Genomic DNA, 24443 nt, shown 5'->3' on the forward strand with positions numbered 1-24443 from the left:
CCGGAGCGGCCTGGCGGGCGGGCGCGGCCTGAACCTGGGCCTGGGCTTGCGATCCCGCCACCAGACTCAGCACGGCGAGAATATTGAGGACTTTGCGCAGCGTCGTTTCCCTTCGACAGGTCTCTACGCTGCCTCTTAGATATCGTTCCTGATCGTTGCCAGTGCCCCGCCGTCGATTTCCCACTTCGCGCCGTTGACGTAGCTGGCCTCGTCGCTGAGCAGGAAGGAGACCACATCGCCCACCTCACGCGGCTGGCCCACGCGGTTAAGTGTCGCCACCTCGCCGAGCTTCTGCATACCTGCCTCCACGCTGTCGAACATCTGTTCGAGCATGCCGACCAGCAGCGGGGTCTCGATCACGCCGGGCATCACGCAGTTCACCCGAATACCCTTCTGCGCCACTTCGCTGGCCGCCGTTCGGGTGAGGCCGACCGCGCCATGCTTGGCAGCGTTGTAGGCGCAGGCTCCCGCCAGCCCCCGCTCGGAGCCGATGCTGGCGGTGTTCACCACCGCCCCGCTGCCCGCCGCGACCATGTAGGGCAGCACGAAGCGCAGGCCGAGGAACATCCCGCGCAGGTTCACGTGCAGCACCTTGTCGAACCAGCCGATGTCGTACTCGTGCGTGGGGGCGAGCGCGCCTTCGATCCCGGCGTTGTTGAAGAAGCCGTCGATCTTGCCGAATTTTTGGTAGGCCGCTCTGGCATAGGCTTCGACCGCCGTATCGTCGGCGCAATCGGCGACATGGCCGTGCGCCTTGTAGCCCTTGCCTTGCAACTCGGCGACGCACTGCTCCAGCTTGTCGGCAGCGATATCGACCAGCATCACCTCGGCCCCCTCACGGCAGAGGATCTCGCTGGTGGTAAAGCCGATCGCGCCCGCCGCGCCGGTGACGATGACGGACTTGTCCTGATGGCGTTTGCTCATGACATTCACTCCCGAAATCGTCATTGCGAGCGACCGCAGGTCGCGCGGCAATCCAACTCTTGACGCTGGATTGCTTCGCTTCGCTCGCAATGACGCGACTATTTTGACGTTCGAAACGGCATGGTGAGCAGGAACCATACCAGTTTCGGCGTCAGCATCTTGCCGAACTTGCGGGCTTCCTCGGGGGTGACGACGGCAGTCATCGGCATCGCGCCATAGACCTTGCCCTTGAGCACGAGATCGTCGCCCTTCACCTCGATTTTGCTGATTTCCATCAGCTCGCTCTTGTCGGCTGCGCGGATTTTCATTGAGCAACGTCTCCATTCTCGTCACCCCGGGCTTGACCCGGGGTCCAGCTTCTTACGACATCGCAGATGACAGCGGGACCCCGGATCAAGTCCGGGGTGACGGTGAGGCGCAGTGGACTCACCCGACCGAAATCCCGTCGAAATCGATGCCGAGATCCTCGGCCATCACCATGGCTGTGGCGCGCCCGGCGCCGAACACCCCGCCGCCCGGATGCTGGAACGGCCCGACCAGATAGAGCCGCTCGACCCCCGGCACGCGGTAGCCGCCAAGATCGGGCGTGGGCCGGTGGCGGCCCGACTGGTAGGTGGTGGTGGCAATGCCGTGGAGGTCGCCGCGCAGGAAGCTGGGGCTGGTGCGCTCCATATCGACGGGCGAGTCGCAGTGGTAGCTCAGCACCGCCTCGGGCACGTTCTCGATATAGTTGCCCATCCGCGCGATCATGGTCTCGGCGAATTCGCCCTTGGCCTCGTCCCAGTCGCGGCCGTCCTTGCGGCTGTAGGGCACATAGTCCCAGGCGTGAAAAATGCTCCGGCCCTCGGGGCAGCGCGAGGGATCGTGCTGCGGCAACTGGCCCACGCCCACCAGCGGGGTCTCGCTGAAATTGCCATAGCGCAGTTCGTCGAAAGCGCGGCGCATGTCCTCGTAGCTGGCGGGCATCAGCTCGTACATCACCGCCGAAAGTGGACTGCCGTCGGCGTTCCTGGCCTTGAACTGCATCGGCGCATCGAGCGCGGCGTGGACGGTGAAACAGGCGGCATCGGTGATATGCGTGCGCTTGGCCTTGCGCGCGACCTCGGCGGGCAGGCTCGGCACAACATCGGGCAGAATATGCGGGTGCAGCGCGCCGATCACGCCATCGGCGCAGGTGAGCCGCTCGCCGCTGTCGAGCACCACGCCTGAGGCGCGGGAGCCATCGGTGAACACCTCACGCACCTCGCAGCCGGAGCGGACCGCGCCGCCGTGGTCCTCGATGCAGGCGACCAGCGCCTTCGTCAGGCTGCCCGAGCCGCCCACCGGTACGCCAAAGCCGAATTTTTCGAGGAAGCCGAGGAAGACATAGGCGCCGATCCCGGTCGCCTTCTCGTCGGGGCTAACGAGGTTTTCGCCCGCCACCCGGCCGAAGTGCGCCTTGACCTTGTCGTGCTCGAACAGCTCCTCCATCAGGTCGAAGGTGGAGACGGCCATGGTGCGCATGATCTCCTGCCCCTCGGCGCTCTGGTCCATCATCGCCGCCTGCGCACCCACCGGCATTGGCGGCGCATAGAGCCCGGCCTGAATCATCGGCAGCCACTGCGCGGCCTGCTGGCTCATGGCGAGGAAGGTGTCCGCATCCTTCCGGCTGAACCGCGCGATGGCCTCGGCACTTTTCGCCGGGTCGCGGTGAAGCGGCAGGGTAGCGCCATCCTCCCACACGCTCATCATCGGCACTTCGGGGAAGACGTATTTAAGGCCGTACTTGCGCTTGAGGCCGAGGTCGTCGTTCAGCAGCAGCGGATTGCCCTGGATGAAGATGTGGCTCATCGAGTGCTGATCGTGGAGGAAGCCGGGCTCGGTCAGCTCGCGGCTGACCACCCCGCCGCCGAGCCATGCGTTGCGTTCGAGCACCAGCACCCGCTTGCCCGCCACCGCCAGATAGGCCGCCGCGACGAGACCATTGTGGCCTGCGCCGATGACGATGATGTCTGCGTCACTCATAGATTTGCTCCCAGCCTCCGCTCATCCTGAGCCTGTCGAAGGATATGCGCGAAGGGTCGCCCCACGGCCGGGCCGAGGTCGTGCCTGCCCTTCGACAGGCTCAGGGTGAGCGGGTGTGGTGTGGCGCGGACCTGTCTCGACTTCGCTCGACACGAACGGCCTGTGTGGGCGGAAGAGGTCACAGCATCGCACTCAGCGCGATGTCGGAGAGCTTGCCGCAGCGTTCGATGTTCGCCGCCTGCGTCATCACCCCCGCGCTGAGGAACGAGAAGGTCACGTCGGCCTCGGGGTCGATCCAGAACATGGTCGAGCCCGCGCCGTAGTTGCCGAAGGTCTCGGGGCTGGCGAGCTGGCCGAACAGGTGCTGGAACACGCCGCTCCCCCGCACCTGAAAACCCAGCCCCTGATTGGCCGGCGGCACCTCCCACCCGGCGCGCAGGGCCACGCCCTTGTACAGCTCGTTGGGTTTGTCGCCGGTGTGGACCTTGCGCGCCAGCCGCACCATGCGGGGTGAGAGAATGCGCGCACCGTCAAGCTCACCCTCGCGCCGCAACATCTCGGCAAAGCGCCAGAGATCGCCGCAGGTGCTCGCGCAGCCGACATGCGGGGCCTCGACCTCAGGGTCTTCGAACAGCGCATGATCGCCCTCGATATTGCGCGACAGGTGCTTGATCGGGACCGTGCCGCGCATGTCGGGGCGCACATGGCGCGCATCGAGATCCTGGCGCAGACCCATCGCGGTCGAGTCCATGCCGAGCGGCGCGAACAGGTCTTCGTGCAGCAGCGTCTGGTAGTTGCGGCCCTTCGGATCGGTGCGGACCAGCGCCATGCCCATCAGCACGTGGTTCACCAGCGGCGAATAGTCACTCTTCTCGCCCGGCTGGCTGGTGCCGTGGACATGGGCGATGCTCTCGTCGAACAGCTCCTGCAGGCGGTCGAGAAACATGCCGGGTTTTGGGCTCCACACGCCGGGCATTCCGGCCTGATGAGTGATGAGGTGGAAGAAGGTCGCGTCCTCGCGCGGTTTGCCGGTGAACTCGGGCAAGATGTCCTTCACCTTGGTGGTGAGCTGGAAGCGGCCTTCCTCAATCGCGCGCATGATCAGCACGTTGGTGAAGGCCTTGGTGACCGAAAACAGTGAGAATACGTCGTCCTTTTTCAGCGGCCTTTTGCCGCCGGAGTAGGCGTGGCCGATGGCCTCGTCGAACACGACGGTGCCGCCGCGTGCGACGCGCAGGACCACGCCGTAATAGTCGTCGTTCGCGATGTCGGCCTCGATCACGCTTTTGAGGTGGTCGAGGCGGTCCTGCCACACTGCGGTCATAACAAGCTCCGTTCGTCCTGAGCTTGTCGAAGGACTGCCTTTCCTTCGCGCTCGGGAACAAGAAAAGAACGGCCCTTCGACAAGCTCAGGGCGAGCGGATGGTGGTTGATTTTGGTCACCCCGCCGCGATGATGCCGCCGTCGACGGCAAGCATCGCTCCGTTGATGAACTCCGCCTCGTCGCTGAGGAGAAAGGACACCGCCTGCGCCACATCACGCGGGGTGCCGTTGCGGCGCAAAGGAATGCCCTTGGCGCGCTGCTCGTACTGCTCGGGCGTGACAAAACCCTCGGTCGCGGGCGTCGGCACCGAGCCGGGCGCAATCGCGTTGACCCGCACCCCGCGCGGCCCGAGTTCTCCGGCCAGCACCTTGGTCAGCCCGGCGATGCCCGCCTTGATCGTGGTATAGGCCCCGGTATTGGGCCGCCCGCGATAGGCCACCGGCGAGGAATAGTTGAGGATCGACCCCGGCGCACTTTCGTCGCGGTGGGCGAGGAAGGCCTGCACGCCCCAGAACACGCTTTTCAACCCCGCCGACAGCATGCGGTCGAGCGTCTCTTCGGTGACTTGCTCGATCGGCTCGTAAACCAGCACCGAGGCGTTGTTGATCACCGCGCGCAGCGGTCCGGCATCGGCGGCGAAGTCCTCGGCGAGCTGGAAGAATGCCGCGCGGCTGCCGCAATCCGCGCCATAGCTGAAGGCCTTGCCGCCCTCGGTAAGGATCGCCTCGGCCACGGCGAGTGCGCTGTCGCCGTTGATATCGGCCACGCCGACAGTGGCCCCCTCAGCGGCGAGGTGTTTCGCGATCCCCTCGCCCAACCCGCGCCCCGCGCCCGAGATCAGGATCGGCTGGCCTTCAAAGCGTCGCATCGGAAACTCCTGCCCTTGCCGTCATTGCGAGGAGCCGCAGGCGACGCGGCAATCCAGCAGCTGACGGCACGGCTGCGTGATGGATTGCTTCGCTCCGCTCGCAATGACGAGGATGTGCTGGCTGCGTCATCAGTTCATGCCGAACAACTTGGCGGTGTAGTGCGAGTCCATATACTCGCGCATCGCGTCGATCTTGCCGTTCGACACCTCGAACACCCAGCAATAGTCGTTGTCGTAGACGAGACCGTCCATCGTCTTGCCGGTGGAATTGCTCTCCACGCAGACGAAGGGCCCGGCGGAGAACATGGTCTGCACGTGAACCTTTGGATCACCCGGCTCGAACATCCCGCGCACCGGGGCGAGGAACTTGTCGATGATGTCCATCCCGATGTGCTTGCCAGCGCCCGCGATCTCCTTGACCTTGGGCTCCCACACCGAATGCTCGTGATAGAAGGTGCGCAGCTTCTCGAGGTCGCCCGAGGACAGCACCTCAAAGAAATCGAGCACCAGTTGTTCGTTTGCGTTTGCGGCTGTGACCGTCATTGGCATCCTCTCCCGTGGATGGTTAGCTGAGCCCGCGCGCCTCATCCGATGGCGGCGGGAAATTGGGTATCGCCCCGCCCTCGTGCAGCGCGAGGTGGCCCTTGCGGCTGGCGAAGCGCCATGTGTCGCCGTCGAGCACGTATTCATCGTCGAACCCGCCGACGAAAATGCCGTTCGACTTCTGCGGCGGGGTGACGTGATCGTGGTTGCTCATCATGATGAGGTAGCTGCTGCCGCGCGCGGTGGTCTCGCCCGTCACCTCGACCAGCACGTTCGTCACCAGATGGCGCACGAGGATCGGCGGGCGGTCGCGGAAGATCGCCTGAATGCGCGCGCGGCCGTGGAACGGGTAGCCGGGGCTGAACGGGCGGTCATAGGTGCCGTCTGGTGTGAACAGGTCGGCGAGTGCGCCGTGGTCGCCGTTGTCGGCATACTTGGCGAACAGCAGCGGCAGCTTGGCGCATTCGTGTTCGATCAGAAGGCGGGCGACGGGGTCCATCACTCGGTGCCTTCGGCTTCGATTGCCGCAAAGGCCTCGTTGGCGATGCGGAACGAATCCACCGCCGCCGGGATGCCAGCATAGATGCCCACCTGCAGCAGCACCTCGCGGATTTCCTCCTTCGAGAGCCCGTTGTTGAGCGCCCCGCGAATATGGATCTTCAGCTCGTTCTCGCGGCCCAGCACGGCGATCATGGCGAGGTTGATCAGGCTGCGGTCGCGCAAGGGGAGCCCCTCGCGGCCCCAGTTCCAGCCCCAGCAATAGGTGGTGACCAGCTCCTGCAACGGCTCGTTGAACGGGCCGCTTTTCGCCAGCGCCTTGTCGACATACTCGTCGCCCAGAACCTTGCGGCGGATCGCCATGCCCTGGTCGAACATCTCCTGTCCGGTCATTTCGGGCGCGCTTTTTGTGTCGGTCATCGTCTGTCCTTCTCTGATTCTCCCCTCCCCACCGGGGAGGGGCCGGGGGTGGGGGTTCTGCCTCCGCAAGAGCAGCGAGCCCCCTCCCAACCCTCCCCCTCAAGGGGGAGGGCTATAAAGCCCCGTAAACCGCGTCGATCAGCCGCCTTGCGCGCGGGCCGTTGTCGCCCACGGCGTGCATCTGGTTGCAGCAATAGGAAAAGCCGAGCTTCGCATCGGGGTCGCCAAAGCCGATCGAGCCGCCGAGGCCATGGTGACCGAAACTGCGCCTGTTCGGCCCCATGTAGACCGCCTCGGACGTGTTCAGCAGCACGCCCAGCGCCTGATGATAGGGCCGGTCCTGCAACAGCTCGACCTGGTTATGCTGCTCGGTGATCATCGCCTCCAGCGCGCCATTGCTCAGCAGCGACACCCCATCGACCTCGCCCGTCGCCGCGCCATAGATGCGCGCCACCCCGCGCGCATTACCATGGCCCGAGCCACTGGCGATCTCGCAGGTGCGCCAGCTCGGTGAGTTCATCGTGGTGTGCCACGGCTCGTCCGGGTTCTGGAGGAAGGCGAACTTGCGCAGCACCGCGCCGTCCTGCCAACCCTCGGGCGTGGAGGGCTTTTCGGGCATGGCCGTATCCTTCGCCGCGAACAGCCGCGCGCCGGTGTTGGGCAGCACCTCGGCGACATGGCTCTGCTCCTCGGCGTCCATCCCGCCGATGTAATATTCCGCCCCGATCCGCCCGGTGACATGTTTGCGCAGGAACGGGCCGACCGTCAGCCCGGACACCCGGCGCATGATCTCGCCCAACAGAAAGCCCTGATTGTGCACATGGTAGGCCGCCCGCGTGCCCGGCTCCCACAGCGGCTCCTGCACTTCCAGCGCCTTGATGTAAGGACCATATTCGAGGAACGCGCCGGGCCACAGCACATCGGTGGTCAGAACCGGAATCGCCGCGCGATGATCGAGGCACCAGCGCACGAGGATGTCCTCTTTCCCGTTCTGCGCGAACTCGGGCCAGTAATGCGCCACCGGCTTGTCGATATCGATCAGCCCCTGATCGACCAGCATATTGAAGGCAATCCCGGTCACGCCCTTGGCCGTGCTCATCATGCAGACGGTGGACTGCGCATCCCACTCACGGCTGCGATCGGCATTGGCCCAGCCGCCCCACAGGTCGACCACGGTTTCGCCGTCGATCACCACCGAGCAGGCTGCGCCCAGCTCTTCTTCCTGTTCGAAATTCTGCACGAAGGCATCGAAGACGGGCGCGAACTTCTCGTCACAGATCCCGCGCAGAGTGGCCCTGCCACCGCGCGCATCGACGGTTTTTTCGAAATCGAAATGGCCCAAGGTTTCTCTCTCCCACGTTGAGTACTTGCGACTCTAACGATTGTTAGTGCTACGGATGCAAAGGCCGCGTGGCAATGGGCTGCGGACGCAATCGCGCCCTGCGCTCAGAGATAGGCGATGGTCCGCAGCTCGATCGACCGGCGCGGGGCGGCGTCGGCAGGCGCGCCCGGATCCTCGAATGCGGTGTGCGCGGTGAACTGCACGGCATCGTCCTCACTATCGAACAGCTTGAAGGCGAACAGCTCGTGCGGCTGCATCTGCGGCGCCCAGTACCAGCGTTGCCCCGGCGCATGGGCAAGGTTGAAGCCCCAGAGCGAGCGGTCGATCCCGCCCAGCCCGCCGACGACCTCGCTGTCGAACAGGTCTTCGCGCCGGATGGTGCTGGCATCGGCCACCGCGAAGGGCGTCGATTCGACCGGCGCGATCGGACGCCAGACGTTGATCAGGATGTGCCGCCGCGCCAGCCGCGCCTCGGCCTCCTCGCGTGGAAGCAGATCGAAGGTGTAGTCGGCCACGGTGCGCGCGCCATAATCGACATGGGCACCGAAGGCGGGCTGGTTATGCCCGTGCGTGCCCGCCGCGCTGGTGCGCACCACGGGACCGAAGCTCACCACCTTGTCCGCGCCGGTCAGCCGCTGCACCAGCTTTTCGCACTGGCGGCAATAGCGCGCCTTCTCATCCGGATCGGTAAAGGCGGTGACATCGGTCGGCTCGTCGAGCAGCACGAAGCCGTTGCGGTCGAGCGCAAGCTCGTCGCGGATCGGGCGCATGTCGTGGATCGTCACGCGATGATCTTCGCCGGGCCAGTAGCTGCGCTCGCGGTCTCCGGCGTAAAAGGTCGCCTTCTCGCCGCGCTTCACATGGCGCAGGCTGGTCTCGACATCGCGCGGGTGCGTCGCCTCATTGGTCATTGCGGGGCCATCCTCTCGTTTCGGTTCGATGCAAAGCGCGGGTTGGTCTCGGCCACGAACAGCGCCACCAGCGCCGCCAGCACCCCGCAGATGAGCTGCGCATAGAGCGCGAAGTCGAGCGAAAAACTGTCGGCCAGCCGCCCGGTCAGCGGCGGCAGCGCGAAGCCGCCGAAGATCTCGCCCACGGCCACCACCGCGCCCATCGCGGTCGCCGCGCGCGCCTGCCCCAGCGTCTCGGCGGGGATCACCCCCATGAACAGCGGGAACGATCCCAGCCCCATCCAGCTGACGAACAGCGCCATGGCCAGCACCACCGGCGAAGCATCGAGCCACAGGAGCGCGGCGGGCGAAATCGCGAACAGCGCGCAGAACAGCACCAGCGCCGGTTTGCGCCCGATCCGCTCGGACAGAAGCCCCGCGCTCACCGCGCCGACGGCGGGCGAGAATCCGATCACCGACATGATCCGGCTCCACGTGGCAGGCTCGATATCGCGCGGGCCATCGAGATAGAGCGGCATGAAAATCGAGCCGATCACCACTGTCCCCACCCCGAACACGCTCACCAGCGAACACAGCGCAATGTTGCGCGTCGCCATCAGCCCGCGCATCTCGCGCAGCTCAGAGCCGATCATTGCGCCGAACCTCTCGCGCTGCACCGGGACGGCCATGGCGGGTTCGTCCATCGGTTCACGGATGAAGCGCCAGATCAGCAGCGCCAGCACCAGCCCCGGAATGCCCGACAGGAAGAAGGCCGCGCGCCAGTCGAAGGCCTCGGCAATGGCGATCAGCACCACCGGCGCCAGCGCCGTGCCGATGATCGAGCCGAACACATTCTGCACCACACCGGCGTTAAGACCCTTGCGGCTGTCGGCCGAGGCGGCGACCATGATCGCAAGGCAGATCGGCAGGAACGGCCCCTCCGCCGCACCCATCACGATCCGGCTCACCAGCAGCGAGCCGAAGCTCCAGGCCAGTCCCGAGAACACCGAGCACAGCGAAAAGACCACCAGCGCCGCCAGCAGGAACGGTTTGCGCTTGCCGATCCGGTCGGACCAGCGGCCCACGAAATAGGCTCCCAGCGCCCAGGTCAGCGAGAGGCCCGAGCCAAGCCAGCCCAGTTCCTCGTTGCTCAAGCCAAGATCGGCCTTCACCAGCGGGCCAAGAAAGGTCATCGCCATGCGGTCGAAATAGGCGAATCCGTAGGCCAGCCCGAGCAGCAGCAGAACTCTCAGTTCATAGCCGCCCAGCCGCCCGTGCGCGGCACCGCTTGCCTGCGTCATCCGAATTCTCCCATGGGCGGCTTTCGGTGCCACCTCGAAATACAGCATGACGCGGCCGGGGCAGCGGAGCAAGCTTCGGCTTGTATAACAGTCAACAAGCCAGGTCGGGTATGGCTGTTGCCAAATTACGACAGATTGCCGCTCACTGTTGTTACATTACCAAACCGGCTTGATTGTCTTTACAGATCGTCTAAGTAGATTGGAGGGAGAGATGACGGAAACAGCCAGAGTGCGGACATAATACAAACACCCGCCCTGCATTTCTCCCACTCGTTTTTGCCATCGGACCGCTGACAATGCCGGCCGCTGGCGGAACACCACATCGGAGGGCCGTTCAGGCCCTCGCACCTGGGGAGGATGCCTGATGAAGTTCAAGTCGCTCAGCGTCGTGTCGTCGCTGGCCGTTGTGGCCGGGATCGCCACACCCGCCTTCGCACAAGACGAAAATGAAGGCTCGCGCACCAACACGATCGTCGTCACCGCAGAATTTCGCGAAGCCAATTTGCAGGATACGCCGATCGCGATCACGGCGGTAAACTCCGAAATGCTCGAAGCGCGCGGCCAGACCGACATCGCGCAGGTCGCTGCGCAAGCTCCGAACGTCACCCTCAAGGCACAACCGCAGGGCGGCGGCAGCGGCCTGATCGCGTTCATCCGCGGCGTGGGCCAGGTCGACTTCAACTATGCGCTCGATCCGGGCGTGGGCGTCTATATCGACGATATCTTCATCCCGACCCTGTCGAGTTCGCTGCTCGATCTGATGGATCTGGACCGGATCGAAGTGCTGCGCGGCCCGCAGGGCACGCTCGCGGGCAAGAACTCCATCGGCGGCGCAATCAAGCTGTTCAGCGCCCGACCGCAAGGCGACAACAGCGGCTCGTTCCGCGCGACCTACGGTTCGTACAACCGGATCGAAGCGCGCGGGATGGCCGACTTCGCGATCACCGACAATCTGTTCGCCCGTGTCTCAGGCATCGGGCGCAGTGTGGACGGCTACGTCACACGCCTCGACTATGCCTTGTCCCATCCGGACTCGAACGTGCCGGCCAACAATGCCCGCGGGCGCGGAAATGCCGACAACGAGACGCTCGGCGGCAAATCGACCGTGGCTGGCCGCCTGGCACTCCGCTGGGTCCCGACCGATCGGCTGGAGGTCAACGTCTCGGGCGACTACTCGTCCGACAAGGGCGAAGCCGGACCGCAGGTTCTCCTCGCGATGGGCGCCGTATCGGCCACCCCGGAGGCATTCGATCCGTTTTCGCAGAATCCCGCGATCAGCAACGGGGCCTTGCCCGTCGCCGGCCCGCCGCCCGCGCTGCCCTGGCTGATCGGCAAGGATGGCAATGCCGTCCCGGGCTCCTGCGCCTTCGTGCCTGCCGGCCCCTACAGCTGCGACACCGGCGGCAATCTGCAGGGGCTCGATCCGCGCTTCATCAACTATGGCAACTTCCTCGACGCACGCGACCCCACTTCGCAGGCGCCGTACAAGCCCTATGCGACGAACCCGATCAGCGAACTCGTCGGCTGGGGCGTGCACGGCAACATCACCTTCGACGCCACCGACAACCTGCAACTGGTGTGGATCGGTTCGTGGCGCGAATACCAGTCGAACTGGGGTGAAGATCAGGATGGCACGCCAATCCCGGTCGCCCAGCTCGACAACCAGCTGAACCACCGCGCGTGGAGCCAGGAAGTCCGCGCCAATTTCGAACTGGCCGACGGCCTGATCGAAGGCACCGTGGGCGGCTACTATCTCGATCAGGACGGCAAATACACCGCCCGGGTCGACCTGAACTATGCCGGTATCGACTTCATCCACGGCCCGGATACGACGCCGAGCACCACCAAGGCCGGGTTCGGTACGCTGACCATCCACCCGACCGAGATGCTCAGCTTCACTGGCGGCTTGCGCTACACGAAGGACAAGAAGGTCTACACCTACTTCCGGTCGAACCCGGACGGCACCGTGCCCTTCGACACCAACGCCGATGGCGTGCTGGACGTGTTTCCGCCGGCCTGCGAATTCTTCCTCGGAGCGCCAACGGCGGGCCCGGTTGGGGTCGGCAACACGCCAAACTGCCTGCTGGTCGGCCTGTTCGGCGTTTCCGACTCCTTCGAAGGGGATCGGTGGGACTGGCGCCTCGCGGCAGACTATCGCTTCTCCGATGAATTCCTGGTCTACGGCTCGGTCTCGACCGGCTTCAAGGGCGGCGGCGTGAACCCGCGTCCGTTCTTCGGCCCGTCGGCGGGCGAATGCGCCGACCTGCCCACCGATGGCAACGGGAACGTCATTCCCGCCCCGTGCAACCAGCTCAAGGCGTTCGATCCGGAAACGATCACCACCTATGAAATCGGCTTCAAGTCCGACCTGCTGGATCGTCGCCTCCGCCTGAACGGCGCGGCCTTCTTCAACAAGTACAACAACATCATCCTGCAGCTGTCGGCCTGTCCGGGTTCGCCCTGCCTCCAGCCGAACAACGTCGGCTCGGCGGACGTCAAGGGCTTCGAACTGGAAATGTCGGCCTATCCGGTCGACGGTCTCTCGCTCGACGGCGGCCTGTCCTACATCAACTTCGAGTACACAGACGTCGGCGCCTCGGGCCTGGTTGGCGACGAGGTGACCCCCTACACGCCCGAATGGACCTACAGCTTCGGCATCCAGTACGATTACGAAATGGACGCCGGCACGGTGATGGCCCGCTTCGACGGGGCCTACCAGTCGGAGATCTACACCGACAGCTTCAACACCTCTTGGTCGAAGATCGACAGCTACTTCCTCGGCAATGCCAGGCTCGCCTTCACCACCGCAGACGAGAACTGGAACGTCGCTCTCGAAGTGCAGAACGTGTTCGACAAGTACTACTATCTGACCGTCAGCGATGTGACCACCGCGCTCGGCCTTGTGACCGCGCAACCCGGCTTGCCGCGCACATGGTCGCTGTCGGTCGGACGCAAGTTCTGACCGGGAGAGAGCGCCCCCGTTACGGCGGGGGCGCCAACCGGGCAGCCTTGCCTGCAACGCAAAAAGGGGTGCGAACCAAATACGGTTCGCGCCCCTTTTTCTGCCTGCAACAGGCGAAAAGATCAGTCCGCGTTCAAACGCTCGCGGATTTCCTTGCCCGGCTTGAAATAGGGCACCTTCTTGGCCGGAACATCGACGCTGTCGCCGGTGCGCGGATTGCGTCCGCTGCGGGCATCACGCTGGCGCGTGGAGAAAGTGCCGAACCCGCGCAGTTCAACCCGGCCGCCCTCGGACAGGCGCTGGGCGATCTCGTCGAAGAACAGGTCTACCACCTGCTCGACCTCTTCCGTCCGCAAATCCGGGTTATCCTCAGCCAGAGATTGCAGGAGTTCAGACCGGATCATCGGGACCTCTTGTATGTGACGTTGCGAAACGAAGGGTTATGTTCTTACCGACAGTGATCCGCGTTAGCGTTCCCACCTAGGCTTGCGGTTTCACTGCCAGAGAACTTGATTTTGTGCAATGTCGTTCACCGAACAGCGTGGCGAGCCCTAGCCTGGCGTTAACAGATCTTCCATCCGCAGGCCCAGCCGCTTCAGCCGTTTGCACAGCTCTGGCCACTCTTCGCGCAGGAAGGCCGCCCGCTCGCGCTCACGCAACCGGGTTGCCGCGCCGTCGCATACGAAAATGCCCACGCCGCGCTGCACGCGGACCAGACCATCGGCCTGAAACTGCTGATAGGCCTTGGCCACGGTCAGCGGATTGGCGCCCTGTTCGGCGGCGAAAGCGCGCACCGACGGCAACATCTCGCCCTCGCGATAGACCCCGTCGATAATGGCGGCGGCAATGCGATCGCGGAGGCGCAGATAGACGGGACGATTGTCACTCATGACAGGTGACTCACTGCCATAATACAGCGGCGCAGGTCAAGCGCGCTGCGAGAAATCCGTTTCCATTGCAACCTTTTGCGTTTCCCATGCGCCATTCTGCCGCTAGGGTGTCCGCTTGTGCCAGGCGCCGGCTGCGCCGCCGAACATGGATGGGATGAACATATATGGCTTCACAAACACTACCTGACGGGGATTCGATGGGAACCATCCTCGGCCACCCCAAAGGCTTGTTTGTCCTGTTCTTTGCCGAGATGTGGGAGCGGTTCTCCTACTACGGCATGCGTGCGCTGCTGATCTTCTACCTCATCCAGCACTGGATGTTCTCCGATTCCGAAGCATCGGTCATTTACGGCGCCTATACGGCGCTTGTTTATATCGCCCCGGTGGTGGGCGGCTATCTCGCCGACCGTTATCTCGGCCAGCGCAAGGCCGTGTTATTCGGCGCGGTGCTGCTGACGCTGGGCCATGCGTTCATGGCCGTCGAGGGCGACGGCGGGCAGACCGGTTCGGCGATCAACGTGTTCTGGCTGGCGCTGGCGCTGATCATCGTGGGCTCGGGCTTCCTCAAGGCCAACATCTCGGTGATGGTCGGCCAGCTCTACCCGCGCACCGACGTGCGCCGCGATCCGGCCTACACCATCTTCTACATGGGCATTAACGTGGGCGCCGCGCTCGGCTCGCTGCTGTGCGGTTATCTCGGCATGCACCCGGACTATGGCTGGTCCTACGGCTTCGGCGCGGCCGGCGTTGGCATGCTGCTGGGCCTGATCGTGTTCATCCTCGGCAAGCCGCTGCTGCTCGGCCGCGGCGAGCCGAAAGACCCTGCCGCACTGACCGGCGGCAAGGAATGGGCCATCTACGGAGCCGGGCTTGCCATGGTGGCGCTGTGCTGGGTGGCCGTGCAGTATCAGGATCTGGTCGGCGTAATGCTAGGAGGCTTTGGCGGGGCCTTGATCACCTATGTACTTGCGATCGTCACCTTCAAGCTGCCCTATGGTTCTTATGGACGTGCGCCGCGCGGACCGTTCTTGGTCTACATCCTAGCAGCCTTGGTAATGATCTTTGGTATTGTCCGGGCTGCGACGGGCAGCGTGGAGGCTATCTGGCTGGCGCTTGGCGGTTTGGCCGTGTTGATTGGTGTGTTGATCCAGCAGTCACTCGTTAAGGCGTTTGATGAGCGGGACCGCATTTTTGCCGCTCTGTTCCTCATCATCGTCTCGATCATCTTCTGGGCGCTGTTCGAACAGGCCGGGTCGAGCCTCAACCTGTTCACCGACCGCCATGTGGATCGTTCGATCTTCGGGTGGGAGCCGACGGCGGCCATGTTCCAGTCGCTGAACGCGATCTACATCGTCACGCTGGCCCCGATCTTCGCCGGCTTGTGGCTGTGGCTGGGCCGGCGCGGGTTCGAGCCTTCGGCACCGATGAAGTTCGGCCTTGCCGTGATCCAGGTCGGCCTCGGCTTTCTGGTGCTGGTGTGGGGCGCGCAGGCCTTCGGCGTGAATGCCGCCACTCCGGTGATCCTCATCTTCCTCATCTATCTGCTGCACACCACCGGTGAGCTGTGCCTGTCGCCGGTCGGCCTTTCGGCCATGAACCGGCTGAGCCCGGCGCACATGGCCTCGCTGGTGATGGGCACCTGGTTCTTCGCCTCGGCCACCGGCAACTTCGCCGCTGGCCTGATCGCCGCTGCCACCGGCGGTGAAGGCGTGGGCGAGGAAGCGGGCAAGCAGGTGGTGCTCGATGTCTATTCCAACGTCGGCTGGGTCGCCATTGGCGTGGGCGTGGCCGTCCTGCTGCTGAGCCCGCTGGTGAAGAAGCTGATGCACCTCGACACGCTGGTAGACGACAAGGCAGGCGACGACCTGCTCGGCGGCAGCGAAGTCGGCGAGCCGCAGGCGGCAGGCGTTCACCCCGAAGGGCGCGGCTGATTTCAGCGGTCGGTGCGCGTCACATGTGCTAGGGTCCGCGCAGGAGGACCCCGGCCATGGACCCGCTTACTTCACTGCTGGCTGCCTGCGTGACCTTTGTCGGCAGCCACTTCGCCATGTCGCACCCCTTGCGCGCGCCGATGGTGGCGGCGCTGGGCGAGAAGGGCTTTCAGGCGGTCTATTCGCTGGTGAGCTTGGCGGCCTTCGTGTGGATTTACTTTGCCTTCAAGGCAGTGCCGCCGTCGGTCCCGCTGTGGCCCGGTTTCGACGATGTGAGCTGGGCGCTGGCCTCGCTCCTCACGCTGGTGGCGATGGTGCTGCTGGCAGGATCGTTCGTCGGCAACCCCGCCCTGCCCGCACCGGGCGCGGCCAAGGCGGCAGCGAAAGAGCCGCACGGGGTGTTCCGCGTGACCCGCCATCCGATGATGTGGGCGATTGGCCTGTGGGCGCTCGCCCACCTGATCGCCGCGCCCACCGCGCGCACACTGGTGGTGGCGAGCGCGATGGGCTTTCTCGCGCTGGTCGGCGCGCATTTGCAGGACCGCAAGAAAGAAGCGCTGATGGGCGCGGCCTGGGCCGGGTGGGAGGCTCGCACCAGCTATTGGCCGAAGCTGGGCAGACTGTTTTCGGTCGGCTGGCTGTGGTGGCTGATCGGCCTCGCGCTATGGCTCGCCTTCACCTACGCGCATATTCACCCGAGCGGCTGGGCGGCAGGCATTTGGCGCTGGGTGGTTTAGACCTGCCGACCACTACCCTATAACCCACGCCCGCTCATCCTGAGCTTGTCGAAGGACTGCTCTTCTTCCGTCTGCGCGCTTCGCAAGTCAGTGCAGCTGTTGGGCCTGCGGCCCCTCTTCGAGTCCGACAGGCTCAGGGCGAGCGGATCTTGAACCCAGAAGCCTCGCCTAAGCCCGCGCCTCTTCGACACCCGCGCTGTTGTGGCGCAGCGCGCTCAGCACCGTATCGACGATCTGCGGCGCGTTTAGCCCTGCCTCGTCGTACTGCTTTTCCGGCGCATCATGGTCGATGAACACATCGGGCAGACGCAGGGTGCGGATCTTCAGCCCCTCGTCGAGCAGGCCCTCGTCGCTCGCCATGGTCAGCACATGCGCGCCGAGGCCGCCGAAGGCCGCCTCTTCTACCGTCAGCACCACCTCGTGTGTGGCGATCAGCTGGCGGATCAGCGCCTCATCCAGCGGCTTCACGAAGCGCATGTCGGCCACCGTGGTCGGCAGGCCGCGCGCGTCGAGCTGATCGGCTGCCTTGAGCGCCTCGGCCAGACGCGGCCCGAGCGACAGGATCGCCACCTTGCCGCCGTCCACGCCTCCGCGCACCACCCGGCCCTTGCCGATTGCGAGCCGCTGCGGCTCCGCCGGCATTTCCACGCCCACGCCGTTGCCGCGCGGATAGCGGAAGGCAATCGGACCATCGTCATAAAGCGCGGCGGTGTAGGTCATGTGGACCAGCTCGGCCTCGTCCGCCGCCGCCATGACCACGAAATTGGGCAGGCTGGCGAGATAGGTCACGTCGAACGAACCGGCATGGGTCGCCCCGTCCGCGCCGACCAGCCCGGCACGGTCGATGGCGAAGCGCACGGGCAGGTTCTGGATCGCCACGTCATGCACCACCTGATCGTAGGCGCGCTGGAGAAAGGTGGAATAGATCGCGGCGAAGGGCCGCATCCCCTGCGCAGCGAGGCCGGCGGCGAAGGTCACCGCGTGCTGCTCGGCAATGCCGACATCGAAAGTGCGCTTCGGGTGCGCCCTGGCAAACTTGTCGACCCCGGTGCCCGAAGGCATGGCGGCGGTGATCGCCACGATGGTCTTATCGCTATCGGCGATCTTCGCCAGCGTCTCGCCAAACACGTTCTGGTAGGCAGGCGGCCCTTCGGCGCTCTTGGCCTTCTCGCCGGTGATGACGTTGAACCTGGGCACACCGTGATACTTGTCGTCGGCGTTTTCGGCGGGCTCGTAACCCTTGCCCTTCTGGGTGACGACATGGACCAGCACCGGCCCCTGCTCCGAATCGCGCACGTTTTCGAGCACGGGGATCAGGTGGTCGAGATTATGCCCGTCGATGGGGCCGACATAGTAGAAGCCCAGTTCCTCGAACAGGGTGCCGCCGGTGGCCATGCCGCGCGCGTATTCCTCGGCCTTGCCCAGCCCGTGATGAACCCGGCGCGAGAACCGGCGCGCCACCTTCGAAGCGAGCGAGCGCAAGCCCAGATACTCGCTGGAGGAGACCATCCGCGCGAGATAGGCCGACAGTCCGCCCACCGGCGGAGCAATCGACATGTCATTATCGTTGAGGATCACGATCAGCCGGTTGCCCGCCTGCTCGGCATTGTTCATCGCCTCGTAGGCCATCCCGGCGCTCATCGCGCCGTCGCCAATCACCGCGATGGCGCGGCCCGGCTGGCCCGAGAGCTTGTTGGCCACGGCAAAGCCCAGTCCGGCGCTGATCGAGGTCGACGAGTGCGCGGCGCCGAACGGATCGTATTCGCTCTCGCTACGCTTGGTGAAGCCCGACAACCCGCCAGCCTGACGCAAGGTGCGGATGCGGTCGCGCCGCCCGGTCAGGATCTTGTGCGGATAGGCCTGATGGCCGACATCCCAGATCAGCCGATCCTCGGGCGTGTTGAACACGTAGTGGATCGCCGTCGTCAGCTCGACCACGCCCAGCCCTGAACCCAGATGCCCGCCGGTGGAGCCGACCGCATCGATCATCTCCAGCCGCAGCTCGTCGGCGAGCTGGCGCAACTGCGCGGGCTTCAGCTGGCGCAGCTCAGCCGGGGAATTGACCGTATCAAGCAGAGGCGTTTGCGGACGATTACTCATCGAAACGGCTTAGCTGCTAGTACAAGGCAAGTCGACCAAACAAACACTTGGGTTTAGCCGGAACACTCGGCGCACAGGCCGCGCAGCTCCACCACCGGGCGCACCTGCGTGAAGCCCGCGCTCGTCCCGGCCTCGCGCAGCGCCCCGGTCAGGCTGTCATCGTCGAGGTGATCGGCCAGGCCGCAGTCGTCGCAGATGAGGAAGATGCAATCGTGGCGACAGCCGGGATGGCTGTTCACGATATAGGCGTTGGCGCTCTCGATCCGGTTGGCAAGGTTGGTGCGCACGAACAGGTCGAGAATGCGGTAGACGCTGTTGGCCGCCACCCGTTTGCCGCGCATGGCGCCGACCTGCTCGGCAATGTCGTAGGCCGAAGCGGGGCGGCTTTGCGCCGCGAGTGCGCGGAACACGTCTTCGCGCATCGCGGTCCACTGCTCGCCCGCTTTCACGATGGCGTGCCCGGCCTCCTCGATCAGCCGGTCGCCGCTATGTTCCTTGTGCGCATGCTTTCCCATGGGGCTATACATAGGCGCACGCAGCGCCATCGGCAATCAGCCCTTGCGGAAGCTGGCGCGGTAGAAGGTGGGGAAGTTCTCGCGCAGCGCCTCGACCTTGGGCGCATCCCAGCGCTTGATATAGGCGTTGTCGGGGTTCTTGTCGGCGAAGTCCTGATGATAGGCCTCGGCGGGGTAGAAGCGCTGCTCGCGCTCGACCTGCACCACGATCGGATCGTCCCACACGCCCGACTGGCTCATCTGGCGCACATAGGACGTGGCGACGGCGCGCTGTTCGGCCGTGGTCGGCACGATGGCGGTGCGATACTGGGTGCCGTGATCCGGCCCCTGATTGTTCAACAGCGTCGGATCGGCACCCACCGAGAACAGGATTTGCAGAAGCTGATCGTAGCGGATGACGGTCGGGTCGTAGGTGATCTTCACCGATTCGGCATGGCCGGTGCGCCCGCTCGACACGCGCCGGTAGGTCGCATCGTCGGCGCTGCCGCCATGATAGCCCGAAATGACGCTGGTCACCCCGCGCGTGTGGCTGAACACCGCCTCGATACCCCAGAAACAGCCGCCCGCGAGAATGGCGGTCTGCAGCCCGCGCTCATTGGCCTGCCGGGTGGCGACCGGCGCATCGAACACCTGCTCGGCGGCAATCGCCGGGCCGGTGCAGGCACTCATCGCGAGGGCCGCGCCAATCAGCAGGGCTTTCCAGTGCATCAGGCTCCTCCAAGCTGCGGCAGGATATGCGCTCCCAGTATGATAGCAGTAATCCCGAAGCCGGCAAGGAAGCTGCGATAGAGTTCGGATGAGAAGAGGGCCATGGGTCAGTCCGTGGGGTTCAGTTGCGTTCAATCGTTGCCGCAGGTGTAACCCACACAAACTTTCCACGCGGTGAAGCGCGCCCGGTTTTGGTCGCAACCGGGCGTCGCTTCATCGCAGCGCCTGTTAGTGGCGGAAATGGCGCATCCCGGTGAACACCATGGCGAGGCCTGCCGCATCGGCCGCCGCGATCACCTCTTCGTCGCGCATCGCGCCGCCCGGCTGGATCACCACGCTCGCCCCGGCATCGAGCGCGACCTCAATCCCGTCGGCAAAGGGCAGGAAGGCGTCAGACGCCATGGCGCTGCCTTGCGTGCGCGAGGCGCTCCAGCCCGCGATCTCTGCCGCTTCCTGCGCGCGGACATTGGCGATGCGGCCCGAATCGCGGCGGTTCATCTGCCCGGCCCCGATGCCCGCCGTCGCCCCATCCTTCGCGAAGACGATGGCATTCGACTTCACGTGCTTGGCCACCTTCCAGGCAAACAGGCAGTCGGCCAGTTCCTGCTCGGTCGGCTGGCGCTTGGTCACGACCTTGAGGTCAGCGAGGCCAATATCGCCATTGTCGCGCGATTGCAGCAGCATGCCGCCGGCAATGGTCTTCATCTGCATGCCGGGGCGATTGGCTTGCGGAAGCGCATCGATGAGCAGCAGCCGCAGGTTCTTCTTGGCCGAGAAGGCCGCCAGCGCCGCATCGTCGGCACCGGGCGCAATCACCACCTCGGTGAAGATCTCGCAGATCGCTTCCGCCGTCGCGCCATCGAGCGCGCGGTTGCAGGCCACGATCCCGCCGAAGGCCGAGACGCTGTCGCAGGCGAGGGCCTGTTGCCATGCCTCAAGCAGGCTCGGTGCCTGGGCCACGCCGCAGGGGTTGGCATGCTTGATGATCGCGATCGCGGGATCGCCACCGGCAAATTCGCTCACCAGTTCAAGCGCGGCATCGGCATCGTTGAAATTGTTGTACGACAGCTCCTTGCCCTGCACCTGCCGCGCCTGCGGAATGCCCATGGCCGAAGGCCCGCGCGGAACGTAGACCGCCGCGCTCTGGTGCGGGTTCTCGCCGTAGCGCAGCTCGTCTTGCTTGGCGAAGGCGAGCGTCATGCTCTCGGGGAAGGGCGTGGCCTTCAGCGCCTCGGGCCCAAGCGGGTTGGTATAGGCATCGCCCTGCGCGAACCAGGTCGCAATCGCCGAATCGTAAGCCGCGGTGCGGGCATAGGCCTTGCCCGCCATGCGGGTGCGGAAGGCGAGGCTGGTCTTGCCGTCCAGCGCCTCCAGCTCGGCGAGCAGTTCGGCATAGTCGGCAGGATCGGTGACGATGGTGACGAAATCATGGTTCTTGGCCGAGCTGCGGACCATGGCCGGGCCGCCGATGTCGATGTTCTCGACGATCTCCTCGCGGGTGCCGCCTCGGGCCACCGTCTGCTCAAACGGGTAGAGGTTCACCACCAGCAGATCGATCGCGCCGATCCCGTGGGCCTCCATCGCGGCGACATGCTCGGCGTTGTCGCGCACGGCCAGCAGCCCGCCGTGGACCACCGGGTGCAGCGTCTTCACGCGGCCATCCATCATCTCGGGAAAGCCGGTCAGCTCGGAAATGTCCTTCACCGGCAAGCCCGCATCGCGGATCGCCTTGGCCGTGCCGCCGGTCGACACCAGCTCCACGCCGCGCCCGGCCAGATTGCGCGCGAGATCAACCACGCCTTCCTTGTCGGACACCGAGAGGAGTGCCCGTTTGATCGCAACATCGGTCATGTGAAAAGCTATCCCATTTTCTTCAGCAGCCACGCAAAGTGGCCGCCGCCGCGCGAGGCGAGTCCTTGAATCACCAGCTGCTGTACAGGATGCAGGTGCCCCATGCCATCGACCCAGAGGCTTTCATCGACCTCAATCTCGGCATCGGCGCTGACAAACTGCCAATAGCTGCCATCGGGCAACACCAGCCCCGCGCTGCGGTTGTTGCTCGAAGGCCTCAACTCAACTTGAGGTCCGAGGTGGAAGCGGATCGCGAACGGCACTTTTCCGCGCTTTCCGCGCCGCCCGGCTGGCACGAGCAGATCTTCGCCGCGCAGTTCGGAGCCATCTTCGCGCAGCGTGAGGATACGGCGATGAACGAGCCCGAACCGCGCGACATAGCCATCGTGGCTCGCCTCGAGCCGAGTCGCCGTGCCATATTCCAGCTCGATCGTGCGGCGGTCGATCTCGACCTCATTCACCCCGCCGCCGAGCTTGCCGTTGATCAGCACCGCTGTGGAGTTGGCATCGCCCAGCACCATGGTCGAATGGGCGGCGGTGGCGCGCAGGCCCTGCTCGATCCGCACCGGCACCTGACCGCCCGCGATCCCCGCCCCGCCGCAGTTCACGATCAGGCGATGCGCGCCATAGGAGAACTCGAAGGCCAGCGTCGAGGCGCAACCGCTACGGGCATGCTTGGCCAGCGGCGGCGGCGACGCGTCGAGCTGGAGCGTGGCGGGCTTGGCAAAAACGCGCTGATAGCCCCAGCCGCGCACATCGCGCAGCGGCCTTGTGCGCACCCCGCTGGCCGCGACCAGCGAGGCCAGCCGCTCCGCCGAAACCGCAGGCGCGCCCTGCCAGCTGCCGAGCCCGCCGTCCGAATGCATCAACGCCAGCAGCGGCGGCACCAGCATCGCCAGCATCGCCTCGATCGCCGAGGGCGGATCGCGCCGCGTTGCGCGATAGCAGGCGCGCAGGTCGATCAGCATGGCGATGGCCTGCATCTGGGCCTGCGGGCTGCGCGAAAGCACGCCGCCGTCGTCGCCCACCATCTCGCCCAGCGCGCGCACGAGGCCCGCCTCACCGAACAACCGGCGCGGCTTGCCATCGGGCAACAGCAGCCCCGCCGCCGTGATCGCACACCAGCCCGCCACTTCGCCCAGCCGGTCGTCGGCGCGGCCAACGTGGCGATCAAGCCAGCGTGCGGTCTCCTCACAGGCTTCGAGCGTGCGGGTGCGCAGCGCCTTGTCCTGCCCGCTCATCACCAGCGGCGCATGGACCAGCCAGGCCAGGAGCCGCAGCCCGGCGTTCTCGACCTTCCAGGCCGCCCCCTTGCCCGACTGACCATTGGCGTCGAGCCATGCCGCCAGCACCCGTTCGGCCACCGGCGCGCATTGCGCCCGCGCGCCGCAGCTTTCGAGATCGCGCAGCCACGAGAAGCCGTGCACGGTCCGCTCGAACGGCGGGGTCAACTTGGCGACGGGCGAGAAATCGATCTGCGCGATCGGGGCCTTGACCCCGTAAACGAGGAAGTGCCCGGCCCGCAGCGCCATGCCCGCCACCCGATCGCCATCGAGCGGGCATTCGACCGTCGCCAGCAGGCGCGGCTTGGCAGGCTTGCGGAAGGGCGACAGGATCGTCGGCCCCGACATGCCGAGCCGGTAGGCCATGCGCATCAGCCGCTCGCCCGCGGTGACGGCGGGGGCGGAAATATCCGTAACCACCAGCGAGCGCTGCGCGGCCGGCTCGATCACCGGCTTCTCGCTGCTCACCAGCGCTTCGCTGCTGTTGTTGCGCAACGGAATGGCGCGGGCCGGCGCCTTGTCGCCTGGCGCCTCACTGTTCCTCGCCTGCCGGTCCCTGGTGCTATCGGAAAGTTCGGCAGGACGGACATTCACGCTGTTTCTCCCCTCAGCGCACGGATGTTGGCGGCATATTGCGCTGGCCCACCCTTGAACGTCGCCGAACCTGCCACCAGCACGTCGGCCCCGGCGTCGATACATTGGCGCGCGGTCTCTTGGTTGACCCCGCCATCGACCTCGATCAGCACCTCAAGCCCCCGCTTGTCGATGGTCTGGCGGATGGCCTCGATCTTGCGCAGCTGGCTGGAGATGAAGCTCTGCCCGCCGAAACCGGGGTTGACGCTCATCACCAGCACCAGATCGATCTCTTCATAGAGATAGTCGAGCATCTTGGCCGGCGTGCCCGGATTGAGCGACAGCCCCGCCTTGCACCCGGCAGCCCGGATCGCCTGCACGCTGCGGTGCACATGCGGGCCGGCCTCGGGGTGGACGGTGATGATATTGGCGCCAGCTTGCGCGAACTCGTCGATCCACATGTCCACCGGGGACACCATCAGGTGGACATCGAAGGTTTTCTGCGTGTGCGGGCGCAGGGCCTTCACCACGCCCGGCCCGATGGTGAGGTTGGGCACATAGTGCCCGTCCATCACATCGATGTGAATCCAGTCGGCGCCGGCCGCGTCGACCGCGCGCACTTCTTCCCCAAGCCGAGCGAAGTCAGCCGAGAGGATCGAGGGAGAGATGAGCACGTCACGCATGGATTGCCTCTGATCGTTATAGTTCTGTGATTCGCCCTACAAGCTCAGGGCAAATTCTTATCCACGAACAGTTTGATCCGCTGTGGACTTTCTGTG

General features: G+C 65.2%; 22 protein-coding genes. 3 read left to right on the forward strand and 19 right to left on the reverse strand.

The genetic code is table 11. The features are described 5' to 3' along the window. Positions 1-135 precede the first annotated feature (135 nt). The 11 genes from D2V17_RS15215 to D2V17_RS15265 form a co-directional block, all read right to left on the reverse strand. Positions 136-924, reverse strand: a complete 789-nt coding sequence (locus D2V17_RS15215; protein WP_191229227.1) for an SDR family NAD(P)-dependent oxidoreductase — start codon at positions 922-924, stop codon at positions 136-138. A 98-nt stretch (positions 925-1022) separates the two neighbouring features. Further along, the gene (locus tag D2V17_RS15220) at positions 1023-1232 is read right to left on the reverse strand and encodes a hypothetical protein (RefSeq protein ID WP_119593664.1); all 210 of its coding nucleotides are present in this window, start codon (positions 1230-1232) and stop codon (positions 1023-1025) included. A gap of 118 nt (positions 1233-1350) precedes the next feature. After that, positions 1351-2928, reverse strand: a complete 1578-nt coding sequence (locus D2V17_RS15225; RefSeq protein WP_119593665.1) for a phytoene desaturase family protein — start codon at positions 2926-2928, stop codon at positions 1351-1353. 178 nt (positions 2929-3106) lie between these two features. Beyond that, positions 3107-4252, reverse strand: coding sequence for a serine hydrolase domain-containing protein (locus D2V17_RS15230; RefSeq protein WP_191229228.1), 1146 nt, complete (start codon positions 4250-4252; stop codon positions 3107-3109). Positions 4253-4367: 115 nt separating this feature from the next. Next, complete coding sequence (locus D2V17_RS15235) at positions 4368-5120, reverse strand: SDR family NAD(P)-dependent oxidoreductase (RefSeq protein ID WP_119593667.1); 753 nt, start codon at positions 5118-5120, stop codon at positions 4368-4370. Positions 5121-5249: 129 nt separating this feature from the next. Further along, the gene (locus D2V17_RS15240) at positions 5250-5663 is read right to left on the reverse strand and encodes a nuclear transport factor 2 family protein (protein ID WP_191229229.1); all 414 of its coding nucleotides are present in this window, start codon (positions 5661-5663) and stop codon (positions 5250-5252) included. 22 nt (positions 5664-5685) lie between these two features. Continuing rightward, positions 5686-6162, reverse strand: coding sequence for a nuclear transport factor 2 family protein (locus D2V17_RS15245; RefSeq protein WP_119593669.1), 477 nt, complete (start codon positions 6160-6162; stop codon positions 5686-5688). Then, entirely contained in the window at positions 6162-6581 is a 420-nt protein-coding gene (locus D2V17_RS15250) for a carboxymuconolactone decarboxylase family protein (RefSeq protein WP_245978744.1), read from the reverse strand. Before D2V17_RS15250 ends, D2V17_RS15245 begins: the two co-directional genes overlap by 1 nt. A gap of 112 nt (positions 6582-6693) precedes the next feature. Then, positions 6694-7923 carry a serine hydrolase domain-containing protein gene (locus D2V17_RS15255; protein WP_119593670.1) on the reverse strand — a complete coding sequence of 410 codons (1230 nt, stop codon included), beginning with the start codon at positions 7921-7923 and terminating at the stop codon, positions 6694-6696. Positions 7924-8027: 104 nt separating this feature from the next. Next, entirely contained in the window at positions 8028-8834 is an 807-nt protein-coding gene (locus D2V17_RS15260) for a CmcJ/NvfI family oxidoreductase (RefSeq protein WP_119593671.1), read from the reverse strand. Continuing rightward, positions 8831-10114 carry an MFS transporter gene (locus D2V17_RS15265; protein WP_191229230.1) on the reverse strand — a complete coding sequence of 428 codons (1284 nt, stop codon included), beginning with the start codon at positions 10112-10114 and terminating at the stop codon, positions 8831-8833. Before D2V17_RS15265 ends, D2V17_RS15260 begins: the two co-directional genes overlap by 4 nt. A 364-nt stretch (positions 10115-10478) precedes the next feature. Here D2V17_RS15265 and D2V17_RS15270 point away from each other — a divergent pair, with 364 nt between their 5' ends. Continuing rightward, positions 10479-13076 (forward strand): TonB-dependent receptor, encoded by a 2598-nt coding sequence (locus D2V17_RS15270; RefSeq protein WP_119593673.1) that lies wholly within the window; start codon positions 10479-10481, stop codon positions 13074-13076. 122 nt (positions 13077-13198) lie between these two features. Here D2V17_RS15270 and D2V17_RS15275 read toward each other — a convergent pair whose 3' ends face one another. Beyond that, the gene (locus tag D2V17_RS15275) at positions 13199-13480 is read right to left on the reverse strand and encodes an integration host factor subunit beta (RefSeq protein WP_119593674.1); all 282 of its coding nucleotides are present in this window, start codon (positions 13478-13480) and stop codon (positions 13199-13201) included. Between the two features lie 147 nt (positions 13481-13627). Further along, on the reverse strand, positions 13628-13966 hold the full coding sequence (locus tag D2V17_RS15280) for a GntR family transcriptional regulator (RefSeq protein WP_119593675.1): 339 nt from the start codon (positions 13964-13966) through the stop codon (positions 13628-13630). A 164-nt stretch (positions 13967-14130) separates the two neighbouring features. On the opposite strand from D2V17_RS15280, the gene D2V17_RS15285 reads away from it, so the two are divergent. Both D2V17_RS15285 and D2V17_RS15290 read left to right on the forward strand, forming a co-directional pair. Continuing rightward, complete coding sequence (locus D2V17_RS15285; RefSeq protein WP_119593676.1) at positions 14131-15897, forward strand: peptide MFS transporter; 1767 nt, start codon at positions 14131-14133, stop codon at positions 15895-15897. A gap of 56 nt (positions 15898-15953) precedes the next feature. Next, positions 15954-16634 carry an NnrU family protein gene (locus tag D2V17_RS15290; protein ID WP_119593677.1) on the forward strand — a complete coding sequence of 227 codons (681 nt, stop codon included), beginning with the start codon at positions 15954-15956 and terminating at the stop codon, positions 16632-16634. Positions 16635-16802: 168 nt separating this feature from the next. Here the strand turns inward: D2V17_RS15290 and dxs are convergent, their stop codons facing one another. The 6 genes from dxs to rpe all read right to left on the reverse strand — a co-directional run bounded on the left by dxs (position 16803) and on the right by rpe (position 24347). After that, positions 16803-18734, reverse strand: a complete 1932-nt coding sequence (gene dxs / locus D2V17_RS15295) for a 1-deoxy-D-xylulose-5-phosphate synthase (protein WP_119593678.1) — start codon at positions 18732-18734, stop codon at positions 16803-16805. A gap of 53 nt (positions 18735-18787) precedes the next feature. Further along, a complete protein-coding gene (locus D2V17_RS15300; protein ID WP_119593679.1) occupies positions 18788-19249 on the reverse strand; it encodes a Fur family transcriptional regulator in 462 nt (153 codons plus the stop codon). A gap of 36 nt (positions 19250-19285) precedes the next feature. Beyond that, on the reverse strand, positions 19286-19957 hold the full coding sequence (msrA, locus tag D2V17_RS15305; RefSeq protein WP_119593680.1) for a peptide-methionine (S)-S-oxide reductase MsrA: 672 nt from the start codon (positions 19955-19957) through the stop codon (positions 19286-19288). Between the two features lie 228 nt (positions 19958-20185). Further along, positions 20186-21808, reverse strand: coding sequence for a bifunctional phosphoribosylaminoimidazolecarboxamide formyltransferase/IMP cyclohydrolase (gene purH, locus D2V17_RS15310; RefSeq protein WP_119593681.1), 1623 nt, complete (start codon positions 21806-21808; stop codon positions 20186-20188). A gap of 8 nt (positions 21809-21816) precedes the next feature. Continuing rightward, positions 21817-23685, reverse strand: coding sequence for a heparinase II/III family protein (locus D2V17_RS15315; protein ID WP_425453651.1), 1869 nt, complete (start codon positions 23683-23685; stop codon positions 21817-21819). Continuing rightward, on the reverse strand, positions 23682-24347 hold the full coding sequence (gene rpe, locus D2V17_RS15320; protein ID WP_119593683.1) for a ribulose-phosphate 3-epimerase: 666 nt from the start codon (positions 24345-24347) through the stop codon (positions 23682-23684). Before rpe ends, D2V17_RS15315 begins: the two co-directional genes overlap by 4 nt. Between the last annotated feature and the right edge of the window lie 96 nt (positions 24348-24443).

The organism is Aurantiacibacter xanthus, from assembly GCF_003584015.1.
GTDB lineage: Bacteria > Pseudomonadota > Alphaproteobacteria > Sphingomonadales > Sphingomonadaceae > Alteraurantiacibacter > Alteraurantiacibacter xanthus.